The sequence below is a fragment of the Curtobacterium sp. MCBD17_035 genome (assembly GCF_003234815.2).
Classification (GTDB): domain Bacteria; phylum Actinomycetota; class Actinomycetes; order Actinomycetales; family Microbacteriaceae; genus Curtobacterium.
The window spans coordinates 112,614-135,753 of sequence record NZ_CP126279.1 but is presented as its reverse complement, the minus strand read 5'-3'; the positions used below and the strand labels follow the sequence as shown (position 1 = coordinate 135,753).

The window sequence follows — 23,140 nt, the reverse complement described above, 5'->3', positions numbered from 1 at the left end:
CTCTGAGTAAGGCCTGGTCAGCCGGAGTGCTGGCGAGATGCCGAATGACCTTGCGGCCACGGCTGGGACCGTCGCGAGGCGCCTGGAGACTGCGGTGGGACTCGCGCATCCGAAGTCGTTCGCAACCTCGGTGGCCTTCGTAGACGGCACCGGTGCAAACCCCGTCACAGCGAAGTGCATCCGGTCGACGCGGTCGCGTAGATTTGCCCCGTGGCGGACTACGACTTCCGAGGGCTATCCCCGATCGACTTCGAAGCCCTTATCCGCGATCTACTGCAGGCGGAGACCGGCCGTGCGTTCACGACGTTCGCGGTCGGCCGTGACGGCGGCATCGACTGCCGCAGTGTCGCCGGAACAGACGTCGTCGTCGCGCAGTGCAAACATCGCCCGGACGCTTCCCGAACGGCGCTGGCGTCCGCCGCGACGAAGGAACTCGTCAAGGCGACTGATCCGGAGTTTGTGAAGGCAGGCCAGACGCTGTCGGGGTACTACTTCGCCACCTCCGCGGACCTCACTCCTGACGGGGTGGACGAGATCGCCGGCGCACTTGGACACCTTGTGTCGGACAGCAGCTATGTATGGACGCGAGGACGCATCAACGCTGCGTTGGCGTCCGCTCACGACGTCGAACGCCGCCATTTCAAGCTGTGGCTGAACAGTGCGGAAGTATTCGAACGCATCGTCGGCTCCGGGGAGTGGGAACGCAACGAAGCGTTCATGCAGGGCGTGCGAGAGCATGTCCGCGTCTGGGTGCACACACCCTCGTACGGGTCGGCGTACGACGCCTTGCGGGAGCAGCACGTCGTCATCGTCGCCGGTCCGCCCGGCGTCGGGAAGAGCACCCTCGCGGAGATGCTGCTGATTACTCACTGGGAGGCCGGGTACAAGGTCGTACAGCTCACGTCCGACATCGCGCAAGCATGGCGTCACCTCCGCGAGCCGGAAGAGAAGGTCGTGTTCTACTACGACGACTTCCTCGGCCAGAACGCCACTGTCGAACTTGGCAAGAACGAAAGCAGCGAGCTCGGGCAGCTGATCCGGACGTTGCAGCGCTCTCGGACGCGGAACGCTTTGCTGGTGATGACCACTCGAGAACAGGTGCTCAACACGGCACTGCACAGCGGCGATGACCGCGTCGCTCGCGCGCTCGCGTCGCAGACGCCGGTGCGTGTGCAGCTGTCGGAGCTCACCCGCAGCCAACGTGCACAGATGCTGGTCAACCATCTCTACTTCGCCTACGAAGGCTCCGACGTGCTCCCTGGTTTCGCCGACGACCTCCGCTATCGCGACGTCGTCGACCATCCCGGCTTCAACCCCCGTCTGCTGGAGTCAGTCTTGCTGCAGCGTCCCCCGACGATCGACGACCTGTATGCAACGCTCTTCGATGCACTGAATCATCCGGACTCGATCTGGTCGGGGAGTTTCACGCAGCTGACGGAACTGGCATTTCGAATCGTGCTGCACCTTGCCATCGACCCGGACCGCTCCCTTCCGGAACCCGCCGTCGCACGACTGGTGTCCACCGACGACGATCCGCGCGAGTACACCCGCGCCCTGCGCATGCTCGAGGGGACGTGGATCCGGATCGCGAAACTCGGCCGGGACACCCATGTCGCTCTATTCGACGCGAGCCGTCGCGACTTCCTCCTCGATCGGCTCAAAGAGCCAACCCTGTTCGCTTCAGCGCTCCGACACGCGTCGTCGCCTCGCCAGGTTGAGTACATGCTTCGGCAGCGGCCGCGTGACAACGGGAACGGGCTCGCTGACACCGAGGTAGCAGCCGTCGAACAGCGGACAGTCGACTTGCTTGGTGACGCTTTGACGACGGCGGAGCAGGCAGAGCGCAGTAGGGCGGCGTCTCGGATCGCCGGCGAAACTTTCGACGAACGCATGGGAGCGTTGGTCGTTGTCGCAGGGATCCTGAGCTCCTTGTCGCCGTCAGCCGCGCCGCTGTTGACGGCCGCTTTCGAGGCGGCATTGAAATTCCTAGACGACGAGTTCGAGTGGGGTCATGAGCCGACGTCCGCCACTGCGTTCGAACTGGCCACGCTGCTCGACGGCATCGACGAGGACTGGTCGCGGGAACGGGCCGAGGACGCCGCGACGGTCGGCGCGTTGGCGGTCTCGAGCACAGACGACCTCCGCGAGCTCTCATACCTCGACTACCAGCTTCGGCAACGCATCGCCTCAATACACATCACCTCCGCCGTCTCCGAAGCAGTGCAGAGCAACCTGGACTCCATCCCGCTCTCGTGGGCGTCGCCGTCGAGCATGATGGAAGCGCTCGAAGAGCTTGAAAGCGTCGCCAGTGACCTCGACGTCGACATTCACACGGACGCCCTACGAGAACGTATCGAGACGATGCCGGAGCCGGAGCCGGAAAATGGCGACACTGACGGTGATGTACGCCGCCTGCCGAATCCGTACGCCGGCGGCAATTCGAACGCTGCCATCGCATCTCTGTTCGACATGCTCCGTCTGGACGACCCAAGGGCCGACGGTTAAACGCAGCAGCGGTAATGGCGGTACTGCCAACGTCGTGCGGCTCGACGCGCGTCGACGCGAAACCGGCTGCCGCGTGGAGTCACCCCGCAGTGCGCACCGAGGGCAGCAGAGGTCCGTGTGTCGAGCGCGCGTCGACGTTCCTGCCGCCAGATTCGGGACTGCTGCAGGTTGAGTTGACTCCTGACGGCGAGGGGAATGAGCTCCTGCTGGAAGCAGGCGCGCCACGGTGGAGATGTATCCGGATGAGGTCCACCGTCATTGATGTGACCGCGGTCAGCCCGAAGCACGAGACGTCGGCGCGACAGATGGCGAGAGACCACTGCGTCCGTCCCAACTTCACGCGCCGCGGATTGAGTCGACGGCTGCGATCGAAGGGCTCGCGCGGCACACGAGAAGCCGCCTCCGCGCCGGCTCGTCCGGGTACTTGCGGTGGTCGATGCGCCACGTGTCGCCGTTGTAGCTCCAGGCTCCGCTCGCAGACGCGGTACGCCAAATTCCTACAAGTTCGGCCACGGGCACGATGGGGTAGTCGTCGATGAATCCGCTCGGGTCGAAGACCATGACCTGCGTAGCAAGGGTCGGCCCGTGTTCGATGATGTGCGCAAGTTTCCCGTCACTGACGAACGCGAGCCAGGACGCTCCTGGTCGCTGGTCGGGGTGTTCGGGGATAACGCGGCGGGATTGGAGCATGGCCGTGCCGTCCCCGAGCTGCGTCCTCGAGTGGGAGGAATCGCGCGTAGGGAACGAAATCGGCGCCGACGTCTTGTCCGTCGTGCCACTCCCAGGTGGCTGCGACTCCCGCTGGAAGCCCGTCCAGTCGGCCGTCGCCGCGGGGGACGCCTGGTCGTAGGCGCAGCGGCGACGAGGAGCTCGGCGCAACGATGGCAGCGTAGGCATCGAGCTCCTCGTCGATGGGCATGCTGTTCAGAACGTGAGCCTTTGCGCCCAGCGTTTCCACGTGTCCGATCCCGTGTTGTGTCAGCCGGCGAAACGCCGAAAGTTGCGTGCCGCGCGCTGTGCGCGGACCCGCTGACCCTTCATCTGCATCTGCGCGAATTGCTCGCTCACGCCGTACACGTGCGCCACCCGTGCGTTGTCCCAGCCGTTGAACGCGGCTTGTTCAGCCGCCTTCAACGGCACGAGGAGCTCGCCGGAGAAGTACTTGGCCTCCTTCTCCTGCTTCGCGTCGAACTGCCGCTCGTGATCCTCGTCGAGAAGGACCTCGTCGAACGGATGCTCGAGCAGGAAGTGCCCGAGTTCGTGCGCGATGCTTGAGCGGCGCCGCACCGGAGCGTGACTGTCGTTTTCGAGGATGATGCGCGCACTTCCGATGGGGATGAGTGCAGCGGACCAGGCGCTCGCCCGTCCCAACGTGAAGTGAACCACCGCGTCCAGGTCCCCTCGGCCATCGAAGGATGACACCGGGTAAACGTTGATTCCGTGGAGCTTGCACAGTGCGTACGGATCCAACCTGTCGCGCGGCCCGATGCCGAGATCGGCGCGCTCTTCAGCGGCAATCTCCCGCATCTCAGCCTGCGTGGTCACCGCTCAACTTTCGCCTCGCTCGCTTCGGAAACGTTGGACGGCGCTGCCGATCAGCTGCTCGAGGTACCGCACGTCATCATCGCGCAGGTCACTCCGGGCGCGAAGCAGTGGAGCGAGTTGTGCGACAAGCTCTGGCTCCGCGTCCGTGGCCGTCATGCCGGGCGTTCGGTAGAAGTCCTCCGCGCTCATACGCAGCCAGGTGGTCATCGCGGCGAACGCGGTGACATCCGGGCGCAACCCGTTCGCCATCCTCGAGATGGTCGAGGCGCTGACGTTGAGGGTCTTCGCGAGCTGCCGCCAGGACAGTCCCGCTTGCAATCGGGCGGCGTCAAGGGCTGCGTGCAACGCCTTGACGTCGACCTCTGGTGTCGAATCGGTCATTGAACTCCTCGGGGTGCTCGACACTTCGAGCGATGGTGCTATCCTAGTCCTGCTCGACATGTCGAGCAGTGTGCAGCAGCTGCATCACGTAACTGAGATGAATGTGAGGTGGCCATCGTGGCCAAGAACACCGGCAAGGGCTTCCGACGAGGCGAAGTCAAGGGACGCAGCGAGTTCCAATCGAAGGGCACCTGGTTCAAGCGGGACACCGCCACCGGCCGCATCATGGACGGCTCAGCCCGCCAGCACAAGGGTGTGAGGAACGAGAAGTGAGCACGGCAGCGAAAGTCCACAAGGAGACCGAGTTCGCCATCGTCATCAACGGCGAGCTTGCGGTTGTGCCGAACCAGCGGGTGTCGTTCGAGGAAGCGGTGGCGATCGCGTTCCCGGTGCCCCCATCGCCGGAGACGACGTTCACCGTCGTGTTCCGGAAGGCGAAGAGCAACCCGCACAACGGCAACCTCGCCGAGCATCAGACGATCGAGGTACGGAAGGAAGGAACGTCGTTCGATGTCTACCCGACTGGTCGGTCGTAGTCGCGACCTGCAACGGCTCCTCAGCGAAGGCTTTGAGGTGCGCATCGAGGGCGGCATGCTCGTCGTCGATCACGTCCCGTACGTCACCGCCGAGAAGACGGTGGCGTACGGGGCGCTCATCAGCGAGCTCACCACCGACGGCACAGCGACGCTGCGCCCCTCCGACCACACGATGCACTTCACGGGTGTCCCGCACGACAACGACGGCCGCCAGCTCACGAAGGTTGTCAACACCGAGGAAGACCAGCTGTACGGCACGCTGCGGTCCCGCTCCTACCTGTCGAGCAAGCCGCAAGTCGGGTACTACGACGACTACTACGCGAAGGTGACCGCCTACGTCCGTATGATCAGCCCGTGGACGACGCACATCGACCCTGCCGCAACACCGAACACGTTCGCACCGTTAGCACGCGACGCGGAGGATGGGGTCTTCGCCTACTTTGACTCCGCGACCAGCCGTGCCGGCACCGGAGACTTGAACGACCGGCTTCTTGGACCGGTGGCGATCATCGGCACCGGTGGCACCGGCAGTTACATCCTCGACTTCGTCGCGAAGACGCCGGTCGCGGAGATCCACCTCTTCGACGCCGACGACTTCCTCGCACACAACGCCTTCCGAACCCCCGGCGCCGCAAGCATCGACGACCTCGCCACGCATCCAACGAAGGTCGACTACCTTCGCGACCGTTACGCAGCGATGCGCCGCGGCATCCACGCGCACGCGGAGGGACTCGACCACACGAACGCTTCGGCAGCCCTCGCCCCGATGCAGTTCGTCTTCATCAGCATGGACGCCGGCCCCGCCAAACGCGACATCATCAACGCGCTCGAAGAGCTGGGCGTCCCGTTTGTCGACTGCGGCATGGCCGTCGCTCGCCAAGGCAACGCCCTTGGCGGGATCGTCCGCGTGACAGGGAGCGTTCCAGGGGAACGCCGACACGTCCGACAGTGGGTGACGTACTCCGACACCGATGAGGACGAGTACGGCTCCAACATTCAGATCGCCGAACTTAACGCCCTCAACGCCGCGCACGCGGTCATCTGGTGGAAGAAAGTCAGCGGCTACTACGTCTGGCCCGACCACGAGATGCACACAACGTACACCCTGTCCGGCAACCTGCTCACGAACGACGAGGCGACAGCGTGAACACCGACCGGTTCCGTCGAGAAGACGTTGAGTTCATCCCGACCCGACGTGACGACGGCGTTCTCTACGTCACGGAAGCGCATGCAACCGCGGTCCATAACTGCGCCTGCGGATGCGGCATGAAGGTCGTCACCCCGCTCAGCCCAGCCCGGTGGACCATCACCGACGGAAAGGCCGGCCCCTCGCTGGCGCCATCGGTGGGGAACTGGCAACTCCCCTGCAAGTCGCACTACTGGATCCGAGATGGACAGGTGCGCTGGTCCACCCGTTGGACGGACGAGCAGATCCGTCGCGGAGCGGCGGCAGACCGCCGTGCCGTCGAAGCTGAATACCGGCAGCTGCCGCTCATCACACGCGTGACGCAAACGCTGCGCAAGTGGTTCAGGAGACGTTGACAGGGCACCACCAACATCGTGCCGAAAGTGCTTGGGAGCCTCAAGCACGCTGCGAGGCGTCCTCAGAGGTGACCGGTCAACAGCCCACGAGAGCAGCGTCACGCTGACCACCGGGTGGCCGCGCAGCACGTCGCAGCGCGCCGCCGCCCCACCGTCACCGCCCGGGCGGGCATGCCCGGCATAGAGCGGGCGTGTCCCCCACCACCCAACCTCACGAAGATGCCGCCCGGATCGCTGCGTATGCTGCTGCCGTGCGATTGGATTCGAACGCGGCTCGCTATCGGAACGACGCCGCTGCGGTACTCTCCTCCGCCACGTACCGAGACCTCGCCTCCCGGGAACCATCCGACGCCATCAGTCGTCTGATGCAGTTGATGGCCTCAGCTGACCTGGCGGAGGACGCCACGTTCGCGGACATGTTCGATCAGGCGTTGTCGCATCTGGTTCGGGATTACCGAAACGAATACGTCTTCAAGAACGCCATCGTGTCGAAGATCATCTTCGGCCGGCACCGTCCGACGACGGCCTCGGCAATCCTTGAACTGCCGCTCGGCAGCTCGTTCGCTGATGTCGCCGCGTTCAATGGCACATCGTCCGTCTATGAGGTGAAAACGGATCTCGACTCGTTCGCACGACTCCGCTCGCAGGTTGCTGACTACGAGACGCGGGTCGAGTTCGTGCACCTCGTCGTGTCCGACAAACGGTCCGCCGCCGCAGAACGGCAGCTACCGGACCGGGTCGGGCTGATGACACTCAACCGACGCGGGTCGTTGCGGGTGCTTCGCGAGGCGCAGTCGAACCGAGAAGGCCTGCGCTCCGACCACATCTTCGACACCCTTCGGCAGGCGGAAGCGGAACGAATCGTTGCAGCGAACGGCGTCGTCCTCGATGATGCCAACGCATTGCAGCGTTGGGAGGAGCTTCGCACCGCGTTCGCCGCTCTTCCGGTGAGCGCTGCGCACGCCGGCGCAGTCGACGCGTTCAAACAACGCGGGAGCAAAATCGCAACCCTTGTCACCGACGCACGCCTGCCGCGTTCTATGCGAGCGCTCGCATACGCCGCACCGCTCTCAGGCGCAGCGAAACAGCGCCTCCTCACCCGACTCGGCATGCCGGTGGCCCTTCTTCGGGGTACTTGAACTCCGCAGGCACCCCCTCCAGAGTGAGCAGTGCTCATAAGGGGGAACTGTGTACTTTCCGTACTTCTACGCACGTCCAGCTGAACGGGACGCGCTCATCGACGCTGCGCCGCACCTTGGTGCAACGCAGAAGGTGCATCCGATTCTCGAACCCTGGTCGCAGGCGAGTGACATGGCCGACCTGCTCGACGCCTTCGCTGCAGCGAAACGTCAGGTTCATGTCATCACCAACCCCGCAGGAGGGGACCTTCGGACGGCGTCCGCCCAAACCGCCTGGATGCACGCGATGGCACCACGTATCGCCCAGCCAGCGCTCATCACCCCCACCTGGAAAGTGACACGCGACGACCCTCGCCGACATCACCGGCTTCGCTGCCGCACATCCGGGCAGGCCTGTCGCCGTGGTCGTCTGGGACACCGCACTAACCCCAACATCTCTCGCTGCCGCCCTCGGACCAGCGCACGTGACGGTATTTGTTGGGCCCACGCTCCCAGTCGCAGACTTTGACGCAGCATTCGGGCTCAGCCGAGTCGTCGAACTCGCGCAACGCTTCACCGTCCTGACAAACAAGGACTACCCCGCTGCGACAACGTTCTCCAGCGACCCGAAAGGTTACCTCGTCGGCGGCAGGCAGGGATTCGGCGATTTCACCATCCTCAAGCCGAGCACACCCCAGAAAGGTGGCGGCGGCGCCGGAGCCGTTGCGGTCCACATGACCTACCAGGACCCGAGCACGAAGGAACTCATCGTGCAGCACTTCCTGTCCACCGACACCACCGTGCGCACGCCGAAAGACGGCATCAAGCTGCTGCAGGCTCTCGAAAAGCTGCACATTCAGCAGACCGTGACGACGCCGGGACGATTCCTCACCACACCCGGATACCTCATGCTCGACGACTACCGAAAGCGCAAACACGCTACAACTTTGGCGAAATCGAAGCACGCGCAGCTGAGCCACCATCTCAGTACCGTCGCCGCGGCCCTGTGAACCGGGACCACTCTTCAATGACGGCACGGCGCACCGGCGCTGCCCAAGCCACCAGGCCACGCCCGCCCGCGACATTTCCGCGGCACCGGGCACGCCTCCTCGAAATCGTACGTGGACAAGGCGCACATCCCCTGATGGCTGGAACCGATGGCGTACGCAAAGGCAGCAGCTCATCACTGCTCCACATCTGCACGTCGACCTGAAGAGCGGGCTGTTCCGCCCCGGGTTTAGTGGAGGCTCGGTAGTGCCGCTTCGACGGTAGTCGGAGCGGGATTGTGGCGGTAGTGGTTTGTCTCGAACTCGATCGGTGGAACCATGCCGAGTTCACCGTGCAGGCGTCGGTGGTTGAACCAGTCGATGTACTCGACCGTCGCGATCTCGAGGTCCTCGACGCCGCGCCAGGGCCCTTTGTTGCGGATGAGTTCGGCTTTGAAGATCGAGTTCACCGCCTCCGCGAGTGCGTTGTCGTAGCTGTCGCCTTTCAACCCGACGGACGCGACCGCGCCGGCTTGGGCGAGCCGGTCCGTGTAGCGGATGGCTCGATACTGAACTCCGCGGTCGCTGTGATGGACCAACCGCGACAGGTCCCGGCCCTCGCGTTGCCGGGTCCAGATGCCCATCTCGAGGGCGTCGAGGACGAGGTCGGTGCGCATGTTCCGCGACAGCTGCCAGCCGACGATGCGGCGGGAGAACACGTCCGTGACGAACGCGGCGTAGACCCAGCCGGAGAACGTGCGGATGTGGGTGATGTCCGCGACCCAGAGCTGGTCCGGCCGGTCGCGGTGAACGCCCGCTGCACCAGGTCCGCCGGCCGGTCCCCGACCGGACCTGGAACCGTCGTCTTCGGCCCTTTCCGCTTACTCACGCCGCGCAGGCCGGCGGATCGCATGAGGCGCTCGATCGTGCAGCGGGCGATCTGGTGGCCCTCACGGCGCAGCTGCGCGTGCACTTTCCTGGCGCCGTAGACGCCGTAATTGCTCCGATGCACCCGCTCCACTTCGACCGTGCGCGCGGCGTCACTGATCGACCGCGCCGACGGTGGCCGCGACTTGGCGGCGTAGTAGCTCGACGGGGCGACCTGCAGGACATTGCAGATCGGCTCGACCCCGAACTCGTGCTTGTGGGCTTCGATGAACTGCGTCATCTGCTGGACGGGCGGTCGAGCTCCGCCGCGAAGAAAGCCGACGCCGACTTCAGGATCTGGTTCGCGCGTCGCAGCTCACGGACTTCACGCTCCAACTCCGCGATCCTGGCCGCGTCGTCGGTGGTGACGCCGGGGCGGTCGCCGGCATCGATCTCGGCCTGCTGCACCCAGTTCCGCAGCGTCTCGGGGTTGATACCCAGCTGCTCACCGATCCGACGCAATGCGCCAGCCCTGGTGTTCGGGTCGCGGCGTGCTTCCACCGCGAGCCGGACCGCGCGCTCCCGAAGCTCCTCCGGGTACTTCCTCGGTGCTCCCATGACTCTCATCCTCCCGTGGATTGAGAGCCTCCATCAGACCCGGGGCGGAACACCGGCGTAACGGTAGCGCCGCACCGGCGCCGCCGGCAGAACCGACGAAGCACCCCGCACACCCCGACGCTCCGCCGCGCCAAGAAATGGGCCTCCAAGCGGACGGGGTGCTTCGGCGCGCCCGAAAACGGGAGAGTTCGGCGTCGTAGCCACCGCAGCGAGCGCCCGCACGTCGATCCGGTCACATCTGCCCGCTCACACGAGCATCAAAACGTGAAGAGCCCCTGGCCGAAGCCGGGGGCTCTTCACTTTGAGGGTAGTTCTGCAAACCCCGAGGGGCAGGACCTGCAATCGACCCACTGGCGGTACCGGTGGGATTTGAACCCACGGTGGAGTTGCCCCCACACATGTTTTCGAGACATGCTCCTTAGGCCGCTCGGACACGGTACCGCCAGCGATCCTACCGCATGCCGGGAGGCCCGAGGAACGCAGGACCGTCGGCTCGCCGTCCCCAGCGGCACCCGATGCACGGCTCTCCACCGCCCCCGGACGCGGTGACCTGGCGCTGAGGCCGACTGCGTATCGTCCCGGGTATGAAGACGCGCTCTCTCGTGGCACTCGTGTCCTCCGTCGGCGGTGGCCTCGCGGTCGCCGGGGCCGCAGCGCTCGGGGCCCGAGCGGGCGTGCGGGGGCAGCGCGCCGCGGCACAGCGGGTGGTCGACATGCTGCCGGTGCACGCGGACTGGTGGCGGGAGCGCATTCACCACGAGGGGCAGCTCACCTACGTGGCGATCGGCGACTCCGCCGCCCAGGGCGTCGGCGCGACGGTCCCGAGCCGGGGCTACGTGGGGTTGCTCGCGCGGCGGGTCCGGCGGCGGTCGCGGTCCACCCTGCGCGTCGTCAACCTCAGCGTCTCCGGCGCCACGACCTGGGGTGCCCGGCACGAGCAGCTCCCGGTCCTCGGCACGTACACGCCGGACATCTGCACGGTCGTCATCGGGGCGAATGACATCCTGGACTTCCATCCCGACAAGTTCGAGCGGAACCTCCGCCGCATCTACGCCGCGGTGCCCTCGCACGCGATCGTCGCGGACCTGCCGTGCATGTTCTTCCGCGAGCGCGAGCGCAAGGTCCAGGTCGCGAACGAGATCGTGCACCGCGTGGCCGCCGAGTTCGGCCTCACCGTCGCTCCCCTGCACGAGATCACGAAGCGCGTCGGCCTCCGCCGGACCTTCCGCAACACGTACGGCGACCTCTTCCATCCAAACGACAACGGCTACCGCATCTGGGCGAGCGCGCTCGAGCCGGCGGTCGACGCCCGTGTCGACACCCTCATGGCGATCCGCCGCTACCTCTCCGCGCGCGAGGTCGAGGAGCTCGGTCCCCGCGCGGCGGCGGTGGCGGCGGCGCGGGCGGACCAGGACGCCGACACCGCGGACGAGCACAGCCCGGACCTCCAGCACCTGCGGCAGCACCGATCGCACGGCAGCCACGTCGCGGGGAACCCGGACGCGCCGACCGAGCGCCACGACGCCGCGAGCCACCGCGGCGATGTCAGCGGCGCCGCCTAGCCTCGACGCATGGCCAGGGCCCAGACCGCGTACCGCTGCACCGAGTGCGGGTGGACCAGCATCAAGTGGGTCGGCCGCTGCGGTGAGTGCCAGTCGTGGGGCACGGTCGAAGACGCGACCGCCGTCCAGGCGAGCACCCGTGGCACCGCGGCGATCGCGGTCACCGGGGGCCGAGTCGCCAAGCCGATCACCCAGGCCGTGGGCGAGCGCGTCACCCACTGGCGCACGGGCATCGGCGAGTTCGACCGCGTGCTCGGCGGCGGCATCGTGCCCGGCGCCGCGATCCTGCTGAGCGGCGAGCCAGGGGTCGGCAAGTCGACGCTCCTGCTCGAGGTCGCCTTCCGTGCGGCCGCGGCCGGCAAGCGTGTCCTCTACGTCTCGGCCGAGGAATCCGTGGACCAGGTCCGGATGCGCGCCGAACGCACGGGGGCGATGCACGACGAGCTCTACCTGGCGAGCGAGGTCGACCTCGCCGTGATCCTGGGGCAGATCGACCAGGTGCAGCCCGACCTGGTGATCGCCGACTCCGTACAGACGATCTCGTCGAGTGCGGTCGACGGCATCGCGGGCGGAGTGTCACAGGTGCGCGAGGTCGCGTCGACCCTCATCCGCGTCGCGAAGGACCGCGCGCTCCCCATCCTCATCGTCGGACACGTCACCAAGGACGGCACGATCGCCGGTCCCCGGCTGCTCGAGCACCTGGTCGACGTCGTCTGCCACTTTGAGGGCGACCGCCAGACCGCACTCCGCTTCATCCGCGCGCTCAAGAACCGCTTCGGCCCGACGGACGAGGTCGGCTGCTTCGACATGACCGGCGACGGCATCCACGAGGTCCCGGACCCGAGCGGGCTGTTCATGTCCCGGGCCGGCGCCCCGGTCAGCGGCACCTGCATCACGATCGCCCTGGAGGGCCGGCGGGCGCTTCCGGTCGAGGTCCAGGCGCTCGTCGTGCCGAGTTCCGCGCCGCAGCCCCGGCGGGTTGTCAACGGCGTCGACTCCTCACGCGTCGCGATGCTCCTGGCGGTCCTCGAGCGCCGGGCCGGCATCAAGCTGTCGGACAGCGACGTCTACGTGTCGACCGTCGGCGGCATGCGGCTGACCGAACCGGGCGCAGACCTGGCGATCGCCCTGGCACTGGCGAGCGCGGCTCGGGACCGCCCGTACCCGCACACGCTCGCCGCCGCGGGCGAGATCAGCCTGGCGGGCGAGATTCGCCCGACCACCGGCGAGAAGCAACGCGTGTCCGAGGCCCGGCGGCTCGGGTTCACGACGGTGCTCGGCGCCGACTCCGAGCACCTGCGCGAGGCACTCCGCGTCGCCTTCGCGATGACCAAATCGGTGCGCGAGCGCGAGCTCGACGCGGCGTTCTGAGGCGGACGCGAGCCGCGCCTCCCGGCCTACGCGCGCAGCGCCGCCAACAGGTCGGCGGGCTCGGCCTGCATGGTGTTCGGCCCCGCGATGTCGAAGAACACCTGCTCGAGCACGTCCAGGTGCGCGGCGATGAACTCCTCGAGCCGGGCGGCGTCGTACACCATGACCTGCCGGACCTTCTCGTTCGGCACCATCGCGGTGTAGGCGTCGACGGACGAGAACAGCAGCAGGATGCGCTTGTCGGTGCCCTCGCGGCCGAACACCCGGACCTGCTGGTCCTTCGGCCGCCCGGTGACGAGCTTCGGCACGATGACGATGTCGTGTCGCAGGGCGAACGCGACGGCGGCGACGTCCTGCGCGGCGAGCGCGGCCTCGAGCGGCTCGCTCCGGAATCGTTGCTCGGCCATCACTGGAGCACGAACTGGGTCGAGGTGGCGCTCGTGATGTTCCCCACGGCGACGCTGAGGTGGTAGCTCGCGCCACCCGCGGTCACCGACGGCCGGCTCGAGTCGCAGGTCGATGTGGAGGACCGGGTTCGGTCCCACGTGATCGCGGGCGTCGTCAGGGTCTGGCCGCCCTTGATGGTGATGTCCTGGTCGGTGCCGCCGGTCTGGCAGTCCTTGCTCGACCAGTACGTCTCGGTGCCGCTCGTGATCGTGAGGACCTGCTGGCTCGAGCCGAGGTCCATGTGGCAGCTCGTCGACGCGGTGTTCGTGATGGACATCGAGATCTTCGGTTCCTCCGTGGGGCCGTACTGCGTCTTGTCGGTCAGGGCCTTGAGCGTGATCTGCGACTTGCGGCAGGTGGCGCCGTTCTTCGTCGACCCGGCTGCGGGTGCGGACGTCGCGCCGGCGGTGGCCCCGGCCTCGGGGGTGGCGATCGCGGTCGCGGCCGCGGTGGCTGCGGCGCTCGCTCGTGCCGATGCGTTCGCCGCGGCGTCGGCAGCGGCAGCGCGCGCAGCGGCACGCTCGGCCGCGCTCGACGACCGGTGCGCGGACGCGGTCCGGGAGGCGCTGGCCGAGGGAGCGGGAGCGGCCTCCGCACCGCTACCACGCCCGTGGACGATGAGCACCACGACGAGCACGATCAGCAGTATGACGACGAGCAGCGCACCGCCGACCTGCGCGCGGCGCCGCCAGTACACAGCCGGGGTCTCAGACCCGACGGGGTTGCGGAACGACGACATGCGGACAGGGTAGGTCCGCTCGGCGGGGTTCCCGCGGAGCGACGCCGGACCGGCGCGAGCGGCTCAGAGGATCTTGAGCATCCGGGTGTTGCCGAGCGTGTTCGGCTTGACCCGGGCGAGGTCGAGGAACTCCGCGACGCCCTCGTCCGACGACCGCACGAGCTCCGCGTAGACCTCGGGCGACACGACGGACTCCCCGATCTCCAGGTAGCCGTGCTTCGTGAAGAACTCGACCTCGAACGTCAGGCAGAAGATCCGGCCGATGCCGAGCTGGCGGGCGTCGTGTTCGAGCCCGTCGAGGAGCCGGTGCCCGACGCGCTTGTGCAGCCAGGCGGGGTCGAGCGCGAGCGTGCGCACCTCGGCGATGTCGTCCCAGAACACCGCGAGCGCGCCACAGCCGATCGGCACCCCGTCGGGCCCCTCGGCGATCCGGAACTGCTGGATCGAGCCGTACAGGGTGACGTTGTCCTTGCCGAGCAGGATCCGCCGCGCCACGTAGGGCTCGATGAGCCGCTGGATGTGTGGCACGTCCGAGGCGAGCGCCGGACGGACGAGGATCCCGTGCTCGTCGCGCGCGAGTGCCGCCGGCTCCTGGTCGTCCATCCGCTCCACCCTAGCCGGGGTGCCGCGCACACGACGGCCGGGAGGCGCGGGGCCGGCCGCCCCGTCCCTCCCGGCCGGTGGGCGGAAGCTGGATCCGACCTGACGGCGCACCAGGCACCCGGCGTAGCGTGCGCGCCATGACTGACTCCAACGACGCAGCACAGCACCCGGCGGTCCCCCTCGGCAGCGAGGGGCGCCACGCAGCGGAGCCCTCGGGCGACGCCGCAGCACTCGACCACGACCACACGCACGACTCGGGCGGGCACACGAACATCGGTGCCCTGGGCGACGACTCGGTGGGGCACATCTTCGACCAGACGAACGGCCTGGCGGACGGCCTCTCGGGCGACAGCGAGGAGAACGAGGACCTGCAGGGCAGCGAGAGCAGCACCGGCGACGGGCGCCTCACGTTCGACGACACCGAGGGCGGCGGCAACGTGACGGACGGCGGCGGCTACACGGCCGGCGACGCCCGTGACGGCGAGGTCACCCACCCCTAGGGCCGACGCCCCCGGGCCGGACGACCCGGGGCGGCCCGCCCCCTCGCGCGAGACGCGCGCCCAGCACGACGCGATCCCCTCCCCACCACCGTTTCCAGTGGCGCGGAGGGGATCGCGTCGTGTGTGGGGAGGAGGCCCTTACGCCTCGAGCTCCCCGGCCGGCTCGGCAGCCCCGGCGAGCACTTCCTCGCGGCCCGGCTGACGCCCGGTCTCGAACTGGAAGGCACCGTCGGCGAAGTCGACCTTGACGTGGTCGCCCGCCGTGAGCTCACCCTGCAGGATGTGCTCGGACAGCTGGTCCTCGACCTCGTGCTGCATCGCGCGACGCAGGGGCCGGGCACCGAGGGCGGGGTCGAACCCGACCTTGATGAGCTGCTCCTTGGCGGCGAGCGACAGCTCGACGGTCATGTCGCGGTCGAGCAGGCGGTCGGACAGGCGCTTGACGAACAGGTCGACGATCTGCAGCAGCTCGTCCTGCGACAGCTGCGGGAACACGATCGTGTCGTCGACGCGGTTCAGGAACTCGGGCTTGAAGTGCTTCTTCAGCTCCTCGTTCACCTTGGCGCGCATCCGGTCGTAGCCGACGGAGGAGTTGCCCTCGACCTGGAACCCGACGGGACCACCCGCGATGCCCTGCGAACCGAGGTTCGTCGTCATGATGATGACGGTGTTCTTGAAGTCGACCACGCGACCCTGACCATCGGTCAGGCGGCCTTCCTCGAGCACCTGCAGGAGCGAGTTGAAGATGTCCGGGTGGGCCTTCTCGATCTCGTCGAACAGGACCACGGAGAACGGCTTGCGGCGCACCTTCTCGGTGAGCTGGCCGCCCTCCTCGAACCCGACGAACCCGGGAGGGGCACCGAACAGCCGCGAGACCGTGTGCTTCTCACCGAACTCCGACATGTCGAGGGAGATCAGCGCGCCCTCGTCGTCGAACAGGAACTCGGCGAGCGCCTTGGCGAGCTCGGTCTTCCCGACGCCCGTGGGGCCGGCGAAGATGAACGAGCCGGAGGGCCGGTTCGGGTCCTTGAGGCCGGCGCGGGTCCGGCGGATCGTCTTCGACAGGGCGGAGATCGCCTCCTCCTGCCCGATCACGCGCTCGTGCAGGGCCTTCTCCATGAAGACGAGGCGCGAGGTCTCCTCTTCCGTGAGCTTGAACACCGGGATGCCCGTGGCCTGCGCCAGGACCTCGGCGATGATGCCCTCGTCGACGGTGCCGGACGCGGCGACGTCACCCGCACGCCACTGCTTCTCGAGGCGGAGCCGCTCGCCGAGCAGCTTCTTCTCCTCGTCGCGGAGCGATGCGGCCTTCTCGAAGTCCTGCTCCTCGATGGCGGCTTCCTTCTGCCCGCGGACCGTCGAGATCTTCTCGTCGAAGTCGCGGAGCTCCGGCGGCGCCGACAGGATCGACAGGCGGAGGCGTGCGCCGGCCTCGTCGATCAGGTCGATGGCCTTGTCCGGCAGGAACCGGTCCTGCACGTAGCGGTCGGCCAGGTTCGCCGCGGCGACGATCGCGCCGTCGGTGATCGACACCTTGTGGAACGCCTCGTACTTGTCGCGGAGGCCCTTGAGGATGTTGATCGCGTGCGGGAGGGACGGCTCGTTCACCTGGACCGGCTGGAACCGGCGCTCGAGCGCGGCGTCCTTCTCGAAGTGCTTGCGGTACTCGTCGAGCGTGGTGGCACCGATGGTCTGGAGCTCACCGCGGGCCAGGAGTGGCTTGAGGATCGACGCGGCGTCGATCGCGCCCTCGGCCGCACCGGCCCCGACGAGCGTGTGGATCTCGTCGATGAAGACGATGATGTCGCCGCGGGTGCGGATCTCCTTCGTGACCTTCTTGAGGCGCTCCTCGAAGTCACCGCGGTAGCGGGACCCGGCGATGAGCGACCCGAGGTCGAGCGAGTAGAGCTGCTTGTCCTTGAGCGTCTCGGGTACCTCGCCCTTGACGATCGCCTGGGCGAGGCCCTCGACGACGGCGGTCTTGCCGACGCCCGGCTCGCCGATGAGGACGGGGTTGTTCTTGGAACGGCGGGAGAGGATCTGCATGACCCGCTCCATCTCCTTCTCGCGCCCGATCACCGGGTCGAGCTTGGCGTCACGCGCGGCCTGGGTGAGGTTGCGACCGAACTGGTCGAGCACCTGCGAACCCTGCTGTGCACCCTGCTGGTTCTCGCCGCCCACGGCGACGGCCTCCTTGCCCTGGTACCCGGACAGGAGCTGGATGACCTGCTGGCGGACCCGGTTGAGGTCGGCGCCGAGCTTCACGAGGACCTGGGCGGCGACGCCCTCGCCCTCGCGGATGAGCCCGAGCAGGATGTGCTCCGTGCCGATGTAGTTGTGGCCGAGCTGCAGCGCCTCGCGCAGGGACAACTCGAGCACCTTCTTGGCGCGCGGGGTGAACGGGATGTGCCCCGTCGGCTGCTGCTGGCCCTGGCCGATGATGTCCTGGACCTGCTCGCGGACCGCGTCGAGGGAGATCCCGAGCGACTCGAGTGCCTTGGCGGCGACGCCCTCACCCTCGTGGATGAGACCGAGGAGGATGTGCTCGGTGCCGATGTAGTTGTGGTTGAGCATCTTCGCCTCTTCCTGGGCGAGGACGACAACACGACGGGCTCGGTCGGTGAATCTCTCGAACATGTGCTCTCCCTTGGCTCCGAGGGGGTGGAGCCGACAGATGTGCCGGTCCCTGGTGGGCCCGGCGACGTACATCGAGACTAACCAGCGCGCCTCCACGGGGCTGCCCCTGTTCGCCGTGGGCGTGACCCACGTGCGCAGTCGGTCCGGACGGCCCGGGAGGCGGTGCTCGCCTCGCCTGACCCTGGCCGCGGTCAGGTGGTCACCGCTACCCTCCGGACCATGGAGGCACCACTCGTCGGGATCGTGATGCACCCCTCGAAGGACGTCCGGGCGTCGGTCGAGACCCTGCAGCGCTGGCACGCGTCGGGGCGGGGTCAGCTCGTCGCGCGCCGGATCGACGCCGCGCGGCTCGGCCCGGGGATCGAGGTGCTCGACGACGTCGAGTTCTGCGAGCGGGTCGACCTCGTCGTGTCCCTCGGTGGCGACGGCACGATGCTCGGGTCGATGCGCCTCGTGGCCGCCCGTCCGGTGCCGGTCCTCGGGGTGAACTACGGCAACGTCGGGTTCCTCGTCGAGATCGAGCCGGACGAACTCGCGGCGGCGCTCGAACGGATGTCCGCCGGTGACTACTCGCTCGAGCCGCACCACGCGCTCGAGGCCGTGCTGACGTGGTCGGGTGCCCGCACGAACTACCTCGCGTTCAACGACCTGACGATCGTCCGGCGCCCCGGCGCCGGGCAGGTCTCGGCCGACCTGACGATCGGGGGCCTCACGTACGGGTACTACCGCGCCGACGCCGTCGTCGCCTCGACCCCTGCCGGCTCCACCGCCTACAACTACGCCGCCGGGGGCCCGGTGCTCTCCCCCGCCCTGTCCGGCTCGGTCGTGACGCCCGTCGCCCCGATGGCCGGGATCGACCGCTCGGTGGTCCTCGCGGCGAAGGAGCGCTACCGGTTCGACATCGCCGAGGGCACGCGGAGCGCCGCGCTCGAGGTCGACGGGCTCGTCGTCGGCGAGGTCGCCACCGGTGCGCAACTCGAGGTCCGGCTGCGCAAGAACGCCGGCACGGTGATCCGCCTCGACGCCGAGCGCCACGGGCGGACCGGCCGGGTCAAGCTGAGCCTGCTCGATCTCCCGGTGCGACCGGACCAGCTCATCGAGCTCATCCCCTCCGAGGTGCGGCAGCGGCTGCGGCAGCACGACCGACCGGAGCCCGACGAGGGCTGAGGCCGCGCCTCCAGGACGGGAGGCCCGGTGCAGGACCACCGGAGCGGCCCACGCGACCGTCGGGACCGACGACGACGGCCCGCCCGAGTCGTGTGACTCGGACGGGCCGTTCCCATCACCCCGCCGGATCGCCTTCCCACAGGACGACCCGACTCCCCGCACCGACCCCGTCCGGGTCGGCCGTGGTCCTGGACCTCAGTCGGTCAGGTAGAGCTGCATGTCCTGGCTGACCGCCTTGGCGAACAGGCGGAGCTTGGCGCGGGACTCGACGCGGCTGACCGCCTGGCGCGTGGTGTGGACGACCTTCGAGATCTCGTCGAGGGTCATCGGGTGGTCGTCGTCGAGGCCGTAGCGCATGCGGATGACGCGCGCCTCGTCCGTCGGCAGCTCGGCGACGATCGACCGGATGTCCCGGTGGAGCAGCGTGCTCTCGGTCATCTCGTTCGGGCTCGCGGCGTCCTCGTCCTCGATGAAGTCACCGAGCTCGGAGTCGTCCGAGTCGCCGACCACCGTGTGGATCGACACGGGCTCGTGCGAGCGGCCCTTGAGGTCGAGGAGTTCCTCGACGTCCATGCTCAGCTCCTCGGCGACCTCTTCGGGGCTCGGCGCCCGGCCGAGGTCGACGGTGAGGTCGCGCTCCGTGCGCGAGATCTTGTTGATGAGCTCCACGGTGTGCACCGGGATGCGGATGGTGCGGGCCTTGTCGGCGAGACCGCGCGAGATCGCCTGGCGGATCCACCAGGTCGCGTAGGTCGAGAACTTGTAGCCCTGCGTGAAGTCGAACTTCTCCACAGCACGGACCAGGCCGAGGTTGCCCTCCTGGATCACGTCCATGAACGGCAGACCGCGCTGCGAGTAGCGCTTGGCGATGCTCACGACGAGGCGGAGGTTCGAGGTGATCATCCGCTCCTTGGCACGCTGGCCGTCGCGGACGAGCCAGCGGAGTTCGCGCTGCAGCTGCTTCGGCACGTCGGGCGTGTTCGCGAGCTTCTCCTCGGCGAACAGGCCGACCTCGATGCGGCGGGCGATGTCCGCTTCCTCCTCGGCGGAGAGCAGCGGCAGGCGGCCGATGTGGCGGAGGTAGTCGCCGACCTGGTCGACCGAGGCGCCGCGGACACCGGCGAGACGCTCGTCGGCCTCGATCGCGGTGTCGACGCTGTCGAGCTCGCGCGGTGCCGCCTCGACCTTCGTGGTGGTCTTGGAACGCCGGGTGGTGCTCGGAGCTTCGGTTGCGATGGTCATGGCTGACTCTCCTTCGCGGTGACGGTTGACGGGGGCCGAACCGGCTGGGCCGGGCCGGATCACGTCGGACGGTGTCGTTCGGCGCTGGTCCTGCTGCCCCTCCATCGGGGCGTGCAACGAGTAAAGCGGGCCGGAGGTGTACCCCACAAATCGTTTCCTGCTTTTCCCAGGGATCTCCGTGCTTCGTCATCGCGGACCCCCGGGTGGGGGTACGGGACCACTCCGCCGACCGGCCCTCCGATCCCGAAGATGCTGGGGGAAGAGCCCGGAAATCCGCGGATCCTCGCCCGCGTCCGAACCGATTCCGGGACTGTACCCCGCCCTGTCACCCGGCGGCCGACACGTTCCGGGGTACGCGTGCGGATGGGGCCCCCGCGGCACGTCCGTACCCCTTTTCGGCAACGATCCCGTAACACGCTCGTCACCCGGGGGTCGATCGGCGGTCACCAGCTCGGTTCGAGCCAGTCCGTGCGTCGCTGGGTCCCCTCCGCTTCGGCGTCGAGGTCGAACTCGTCGTACTCGCTCTCGATGTCCCCGACGAACGAGCGGGCGACGGCATGCAGCAGATCGGTCATGCCGGCGATGCTGACCAGCCCCGACGACGGTGGGGTGAACGGCTCGTGTCGCGGCGCTGACCGCCGGACGTCCGGGAGCGACTACTCCGCGGACTGCGGCGAGGCGGGGACGGCTGCGGGGCGGCTCGGCGCCTGCACGTCACGCGGCCCCGCGGTACCCGCGCCGGGTCCACCGGCGGCACGCTCCGCGGTGAAACGGGCGCGTTCCTCCCGTTCGAGCTTGGCGTAGGTCGCGCGCTCGGTGCGGTCGGCCCGGATGATCGCCCGCATGACGAACCAGAACACCAGGCCGACGACGACGGTCGGCGTCAGCGAGAAGATGATCCCGGTCACGACTCCATGAGGCACGCGACCATGGTACGTCCCGGTGCTCGGGGTGCCGTGCGGGGGACCTGAGCGCACGGCCAGCGAGCGGAGCCCGTCCGCCGTGTGCGCACGCCGACGACGAGTGCGCATGCGCCCGCACGTCCCGTTGTCGTCCGTGTGCGCAGGAGTGCGTCGACTGCCGTGCTCGCAGGCTCGCCCGGGGCTGGCGTCGCGCAACGCTGGCGCGTTGCCCTAAGTCCCAGCGCCCTTGACGAGCGGGAACAGGATCGTCTCGCGGATCCCGAGGCCCGTGATCGCCATGAGCAGGCGGTCGATGCCCATCCCCATCCCGCCCGACGGCGGCATGCCGTGCTCGAGGGCGCGCAGGAACTCCTCGTCGACGCGCATGGCCTCGACGTCGCCGCCCGCGGCGAGCTTCGCCTGCTCGACGAACCGCTCGCGTTGCACCACCGGGTCGACGAGCTCGGAGTACGCCGTGGCGAGCTCGAACCCGCGGACGTAGAGGTCCCACTTCTCGACGACGCCCGGGCGCGACCGGTGCTCCCGCGTCAGCGGGGACGTGTCCACCGGGAAGTTCATGACGAACGTCGGGCGCTCGAGCGAGTCGATGACGAAGTGCTCCCAGAGCTCCTCGACGTACTTGCCGTGGGTGGCGTGCGCGACCTCGACGCCCTCGGCCTCGGCGAGCGCCTGCAGCTCGGCGAGCGGGGTGTCGGGCGTGATCTCGCGACCGGCCGCGGCGGAGAGCGAGGCGTACATGTCGATGCGGTCCCACTCGCCGCCGAGGTCGTACTCGGTGCCGTCGGCGAGCGTCACGACGAGCCCGCCCGTGACGGCGAGCGCGGCGTTCTGCACGAGCTCCTGCGTCAGGTCGGCCATCTGCTCGTAGTTCCCGTAGGCCTGGTACGCCTCGAGCATCGCGAACTCGGGCGAGTGCGTGGAGTCGGCGCCCTCGTTCCGGAAGTTCCGGTTGATCTCGAACACACGCTCGATGCCGCCGACGACCGCGCGCTTGAGGAACAGCTCGGGCGCGATCCGTAGGTACAGCTCGGTGTCGAACGCGTTCGAGCGCGTCACGAACGGGCGGGCCGACGCGCCACCGTGCTGGGTCTGCAGCATCGGCGTCTCGACCTCGAGGTAGTCGTGGGCCGCGAACGTCGCGCGGAGCGACTGCATCACGCCGGCACGTGCGCGCACGGTGGTGCGGGCCTGCTCGCGGACGATGAGGTCGAGGTAGCGGGCGCGGACCCGGGTCTCCTCGCTCAACTCGGTGTGCAGGTTCGGCAGCGGCAGGATCGCCTTCGCCGCGATCGCCCAGTCGTCGACCATGACGCTCAGCTCGCCGCGGCGGGACGAGATCACGCGGCCGTGCACGAACACGTGGTCACCGAGGTCGACGAACTCCTTCCAGCGCGCGAGCGACTCGTCCCCGACCTCGGCGAGCGACACCATCGCCTGGATGCGGGAGCCGTCGCCGGACTGGAGGGTCGCGAAGCACAGCTTGCCCGTGTTCCGCGCGTGCACCACGCGGCCGGCGAGCCCGACGACGTCGTCGGTCTCCTCGCCGCTCGGCAGGTCGGCGTGCTCGGCGCGGACCGCGGGGATCGTCGTCGTGATCCCGAGCTCGACCGGGTAGGCCTCGATGCCCGCCGCCAGCAACCGCTCCCGCTTGTCGAGGCGCACCTGACGCTGCTCGCTCGTCTCGGCCGCGGCGGCTGCCTCGGCGTCGACGCGGGCGGTCTCGAGGGCGACGGCCTCGGGGTCGGTGGTGTCAGCGGGTTCGTCGGTCATCGCGCGCGCAGCTCCGGGGGTCGTGGGGGATGCGTCGATGCTACCGGCCCACCACGGCGCAGCGGGCCGGGAGACGCCGGC

General features: G+C 68.2%; 22 protein-coding genes, 1 tRNA gene, 1 pseudogene and 1 other annotated feature. Of the genes and pseudogenes, 11 read left to right on the top strand and 13 right to left on the bottom strand.

Going from position 1 to position 23,140, the window contains the following annotated elements:
* The first annotated feature begins 210 nt into the window (after positions 1–210).
* On the top strand, positions 211–2,505 hold the full coding sequence (locus DEI93_RS00680; RefSeq protein WP_111119549.1) for an nSTAND3 domain-containing NTPase: 2,295 nt from the start codon (positions 211–213) through the stop codon (positions 2,503–2,505).
* A gap of 336 nt (positions 2,506–2,841) precedes the next feature.
* Here the strand turns inward: DEI93_RS00680 and DEI93_RS00675 are convergent, their stop codons facing one another.
* The 3 genes from DEI93_RS00675 to DEI93_RS00665 all read right to left on the bottom strand — a co-directional run bounded on the left by DEI93_RS00675 (position 2,842) and on the right by DEI93_RS00665 (position 4,431).
* Entirely contained in the window at positions 2,842–3,195 is a 354-nt protein-coding gene (locus tag DEI93_RS00675) for a hypothetical protein (RefSeq protein WP_146244376.1), read from the bottom strand.
* A gap of 288 nt (positions 3,196–3,483) precedes the next feature.
* A complete protein-coding gene (locus DEI93_RS00670) occupies positions 3,484–4,050 on the bottom strand; it encodes an ImmA/IrrE family metallo-endopeptidase (RefSeq protein ID WP_220037865.1) in 567 nt (188 codons plus the stop codon).
* Between the two features lie 3 nt (positions 4,051–4,053).
* Positions 4,054–4,431: a helix-turn-helix domain-containing protein gene (locus DEI93_RS00665; RefSeq protein WP_111119551.1), complete on the bottom strand. Its 378-nt coding sequence runs from the start codon at positions 4,429–4,431 to the stop codon at positions 4,054–4,056.
* A gap of 117 nt (positions 4,432–4,548) precedes the next feature.
* On the opposite strand from DEI93_RS00665, the gene DEI93_RS00660 reads away from it, so the two are divergent.
* The 6 genes from DEI93_RS00660 to DEI93_RS00635 all read left to right on the top strand — a co-directional run bounded on the left by DEI93_RS00660 (position 4,549) and on the right by DEI93_RS00635 (position 8,637).
* The gene (locus tag DEI93_RS00660; RefSeq protein ID WP_181436014.1) at positions 4,549–4,704 is read left to right on the top strand and encodes a hypothetical protein; all 156 of its coding nucleotides are present in this window, start codon (positions 4,549–4,551) and stop codon (positions 4,702–4,704) included.
* Positions 4,701–4,967: a multiubiquitin domain-containing protein gene (locus DEI93_RS00655; RefSeq protein ID WP_181436015.1), complete on the top strand. Its 267-nt coding sequence runs from the start codon at positions 4,701–4,703 to the stop codon at positions 4,965–4,967. The genes DEI93_RS00660 and DEI93_RS00655 overlap by 4 nt, the downstream gene beginning before the upstream one ends.
* Positions 4,942–6,114, top strand: a complete 1,173-nt coding sequence (locus DEI93_RS00650) for a ThiF family adenylyltransferase (RefSeq protein ID WP_111119553.1) — start codon at positions 4,942–4,944, stop codon at positions 6,112–6,114. The genes DEI93_RS00655 and DEI93_RS00650 overlap by 26 nt, the downstream gene beginning before the upstream one ends.
* Entirely contained in the window at positions 6,111–6,509 is a 399-nt protein-coding gene (locus tag DEI93_RS00645; RefSeq protein ID WP_181436016.1) for a ubiquitination-like system serine protease family protein, read from the top strand. Before DEI93_RS00650 ends, DEI93_RS00645 begins: the two co-directional genes overlap by 4 nt.
* A 191-nt stretch (positions 6,510–6,700) precedes the next feature.
* Complete coding sequence (locus tag DEI93_RS00640; RefSeq protein WP_146244377.1) at positions 6,701–7,648, top strand: sce7726 family protein; 948 nt, start codon at positions 6,701–6,703, stop codon at positions 7,646–7,648.
* A 401-nt stretch (positions 7,649–8,049) separates the two neighbouring features.
* Positions 8,050–8,637 (top strand): sce7725 family protein, encoded by a 588-nt coding sequence (locus tag DEI93_RS00635; protein WP_181436017.1) that lies wholly within the window; start codon positions 8,050–8,052, stop codon positions 8,635–8,637.
* Between the two features lie 227 nt (positions 8,638–8,864).
* Here DEI93_RS00635 and DEI93_RS00630 read toward each other — a convergent pair.
* Positions 8,865–10,098, bottom strand: a pseudogene (locus DEI93_RS00630) (IS3 family transposase).
* Positions 9,707–9,820, bottom strand: a sequence feature (AL1L pseudoknot). (Overlaps the previous pseudogene by 114 nt.)
* A gap of 351 nt (positions 10,099–10,449) precedes the next feature.
* A tRNA-Ser gene (locus tag DEI93_RS00625) sits at positions 10,450–10,539 on the bottom strand.
* Between the two features lie 143 nt (positions 10,540–10,682).
* Here DEI93_RS00625 and DEI93_RS00620 point away from each other — a divergent pair.
* Both DEI93_RS00620 and radA read left to right on the top strand, forming a co-directional pair.
* Positions 10,683–11,660: an SGNH/GDSL hydrolase family protein gene (locus tag DEI93_RS00620; RefSeq protein ID WP_111012003.1), complete on the top strand. Its 978-nt coding sequence runs from the start codon at positions 10,683–10,685 to the stop codon at positions 11,658–11,660.
* 9 nt (positions 11,661–11,669) lie between these two features.
* Positions 11,670–13,031, top strand: coding sequence for a DNA repair protein RadA (gene radA / locus DEI93_RS00615; protein WP_111119556.1), 1,362 nt, complete (start codon positions 11,670–11,672; stop codon positions 13,029–13,031).
* 26 nt (positions 13,032–13,057) lie between these two features.
* On the opposite strand, the gene DEI93_RS00610 is transcribed toward radA, so the two are convergent.
* From DEI93_RS00610 to DEI93_RS00600, 3 genes are all read right to left on the bottom strand, one after another.
* On the bottom strand, positions 13,058–13,438 hold the full coding sequence (locus tag DEI93_RS00610) for a dehydrogenase (RefSeq protein ID WP_111072003.1): 381 nt from the start codon (positions 13,436–13,438) through the stop codon (positions 13,058–13,060).
* Complete coding sequence (locus DEI93_RS00605; RefSeq protein ID WP_146244379.1) at positions 13,438–14,217, bottom strand: hypothetical protein; 780 nt, start codon at positions 14,215–14,217, stop codon at positions 13,438–13,440. The genes DEI93_RS00610 and DEI93_RS00605 overlap by 1 nt, the downstream gene beginning before the upstream one ends.
* A 63-nt stretch (positions 14,218–14,280) precedes the next feature.
* The gene (locus DEI93_RS00600) at positions 14,281–14,820 is read right to left on the bottom strand and encodes an amino-acid N-acetyltransferase (protein WP_111010307.1); all 540 of its coding nucleotides are present in this window, start codon (positions 14,818–14,820) and stop codon (positions 14,281–14,283) included.
* A gap of 137 nt (positions 14,821–14,957) precedes the next feature.
* Between DEI93_RS00600 and DEI93_RS00595 the strand changes: the two genes are divergently transcribed.
* Positions 14,958–15,320 carry a hypothetical protein gene (locus tag DEI93_RS00595; protein WP_111119558.1) on the top strand — a complete coding sequence of 121 codons (363 nt, stop codon included), beginning with the start codon at positions 14,958–14,960 and terminating at the stop codon, positions 15,318–15,320.
* A gap of 138 nt (positions 15,321–15,458) precedes the next feature.
* Here DEI93_RS00595 and DEI93_RS00590 read toward each other — a convergent pair whose 3' ends face one another.
* Positions 15,459–17,957 carry an ATP-dependent Clp protease ATP-binding subunit gene (locus tag DEI93_RS00590; protein ID WP_111010393.1) on the bottom strand — a complete coding sequence of 833 codons (2,499 nt, stop codon included), beginning with the start codon at positions 17,955–17,957 and terminating at the stop codon, positions 15,459–15,461.
* A 219-nt stretch (positions 17,958–18,176) separates the two neighbouring features.
* Between DEI93_RS00590 and DEI93_RS00585 the strand changes: the two genes are divergently transcribed.
* Positions 18,177–19,124, top strand: a complete 948-nt coding sequence (locus DEI93_RS00585) for an NAD(+)/NADH kinase (protein WP_111010309.1) — start codon at positions 18,177–18,179, stop codon at positions 19,122–19,124.
* 195 nt (positions 19,125–19,319) lie between these two features.
* Here the strand turns inward: DEI93_RS00585 and DEI93_RS00580 are convergent, their stop codons facing one another.
* The 4 genes from DEI93_RS00580 to lysS form a co-directional block, all read right to left on the bottom strand.
* A complete protein-coding gene (locus DEI93_RS00580) occupies positions 19,320–20,366 on the bottom strand; it encodes a sigma-70 family RNA polymerase sigma factor (protein WP_111010310.1) in 1,047 nt (348 codons plus the stop codon).
* Positions 20,367–20,809: 443 nt separating this feature from the next.
* Entirely contained in the window at positions 20,810–20,941 is a 132-nt protein-coding gene (locus tag DEI93_RS00575) for a hypothetical protein (RefSeq protein WP_258368579.1), read from the bottom strand.
* Between the two features lie 81 nt (positions 20,942–21,022).
* Entirely contained in the window at positions 21,023–21,289 is a 267-nt protein-coding gene (locus DEI93_RS00570; protein ID WP_146244060.1) for a hypothetical protein, read from the bottom strand.
* A gap of 210 nt (positions 21,290–21,499) precedes the next feature.
* Positions 21,500–23,059: a lysine--tRNA ligase gene (gene lysS, locus DEI93_RS00565; RefSeq protein WP_111119559.1), complete on the bottom strand. Its 1,560-nt coding sequence runs from the start codon at positions 23,057–23,059 to the stop codon at positions 21,500–21,502.
* Positions 23,060–23,140 lie beyond the last annotated feature (81 nt).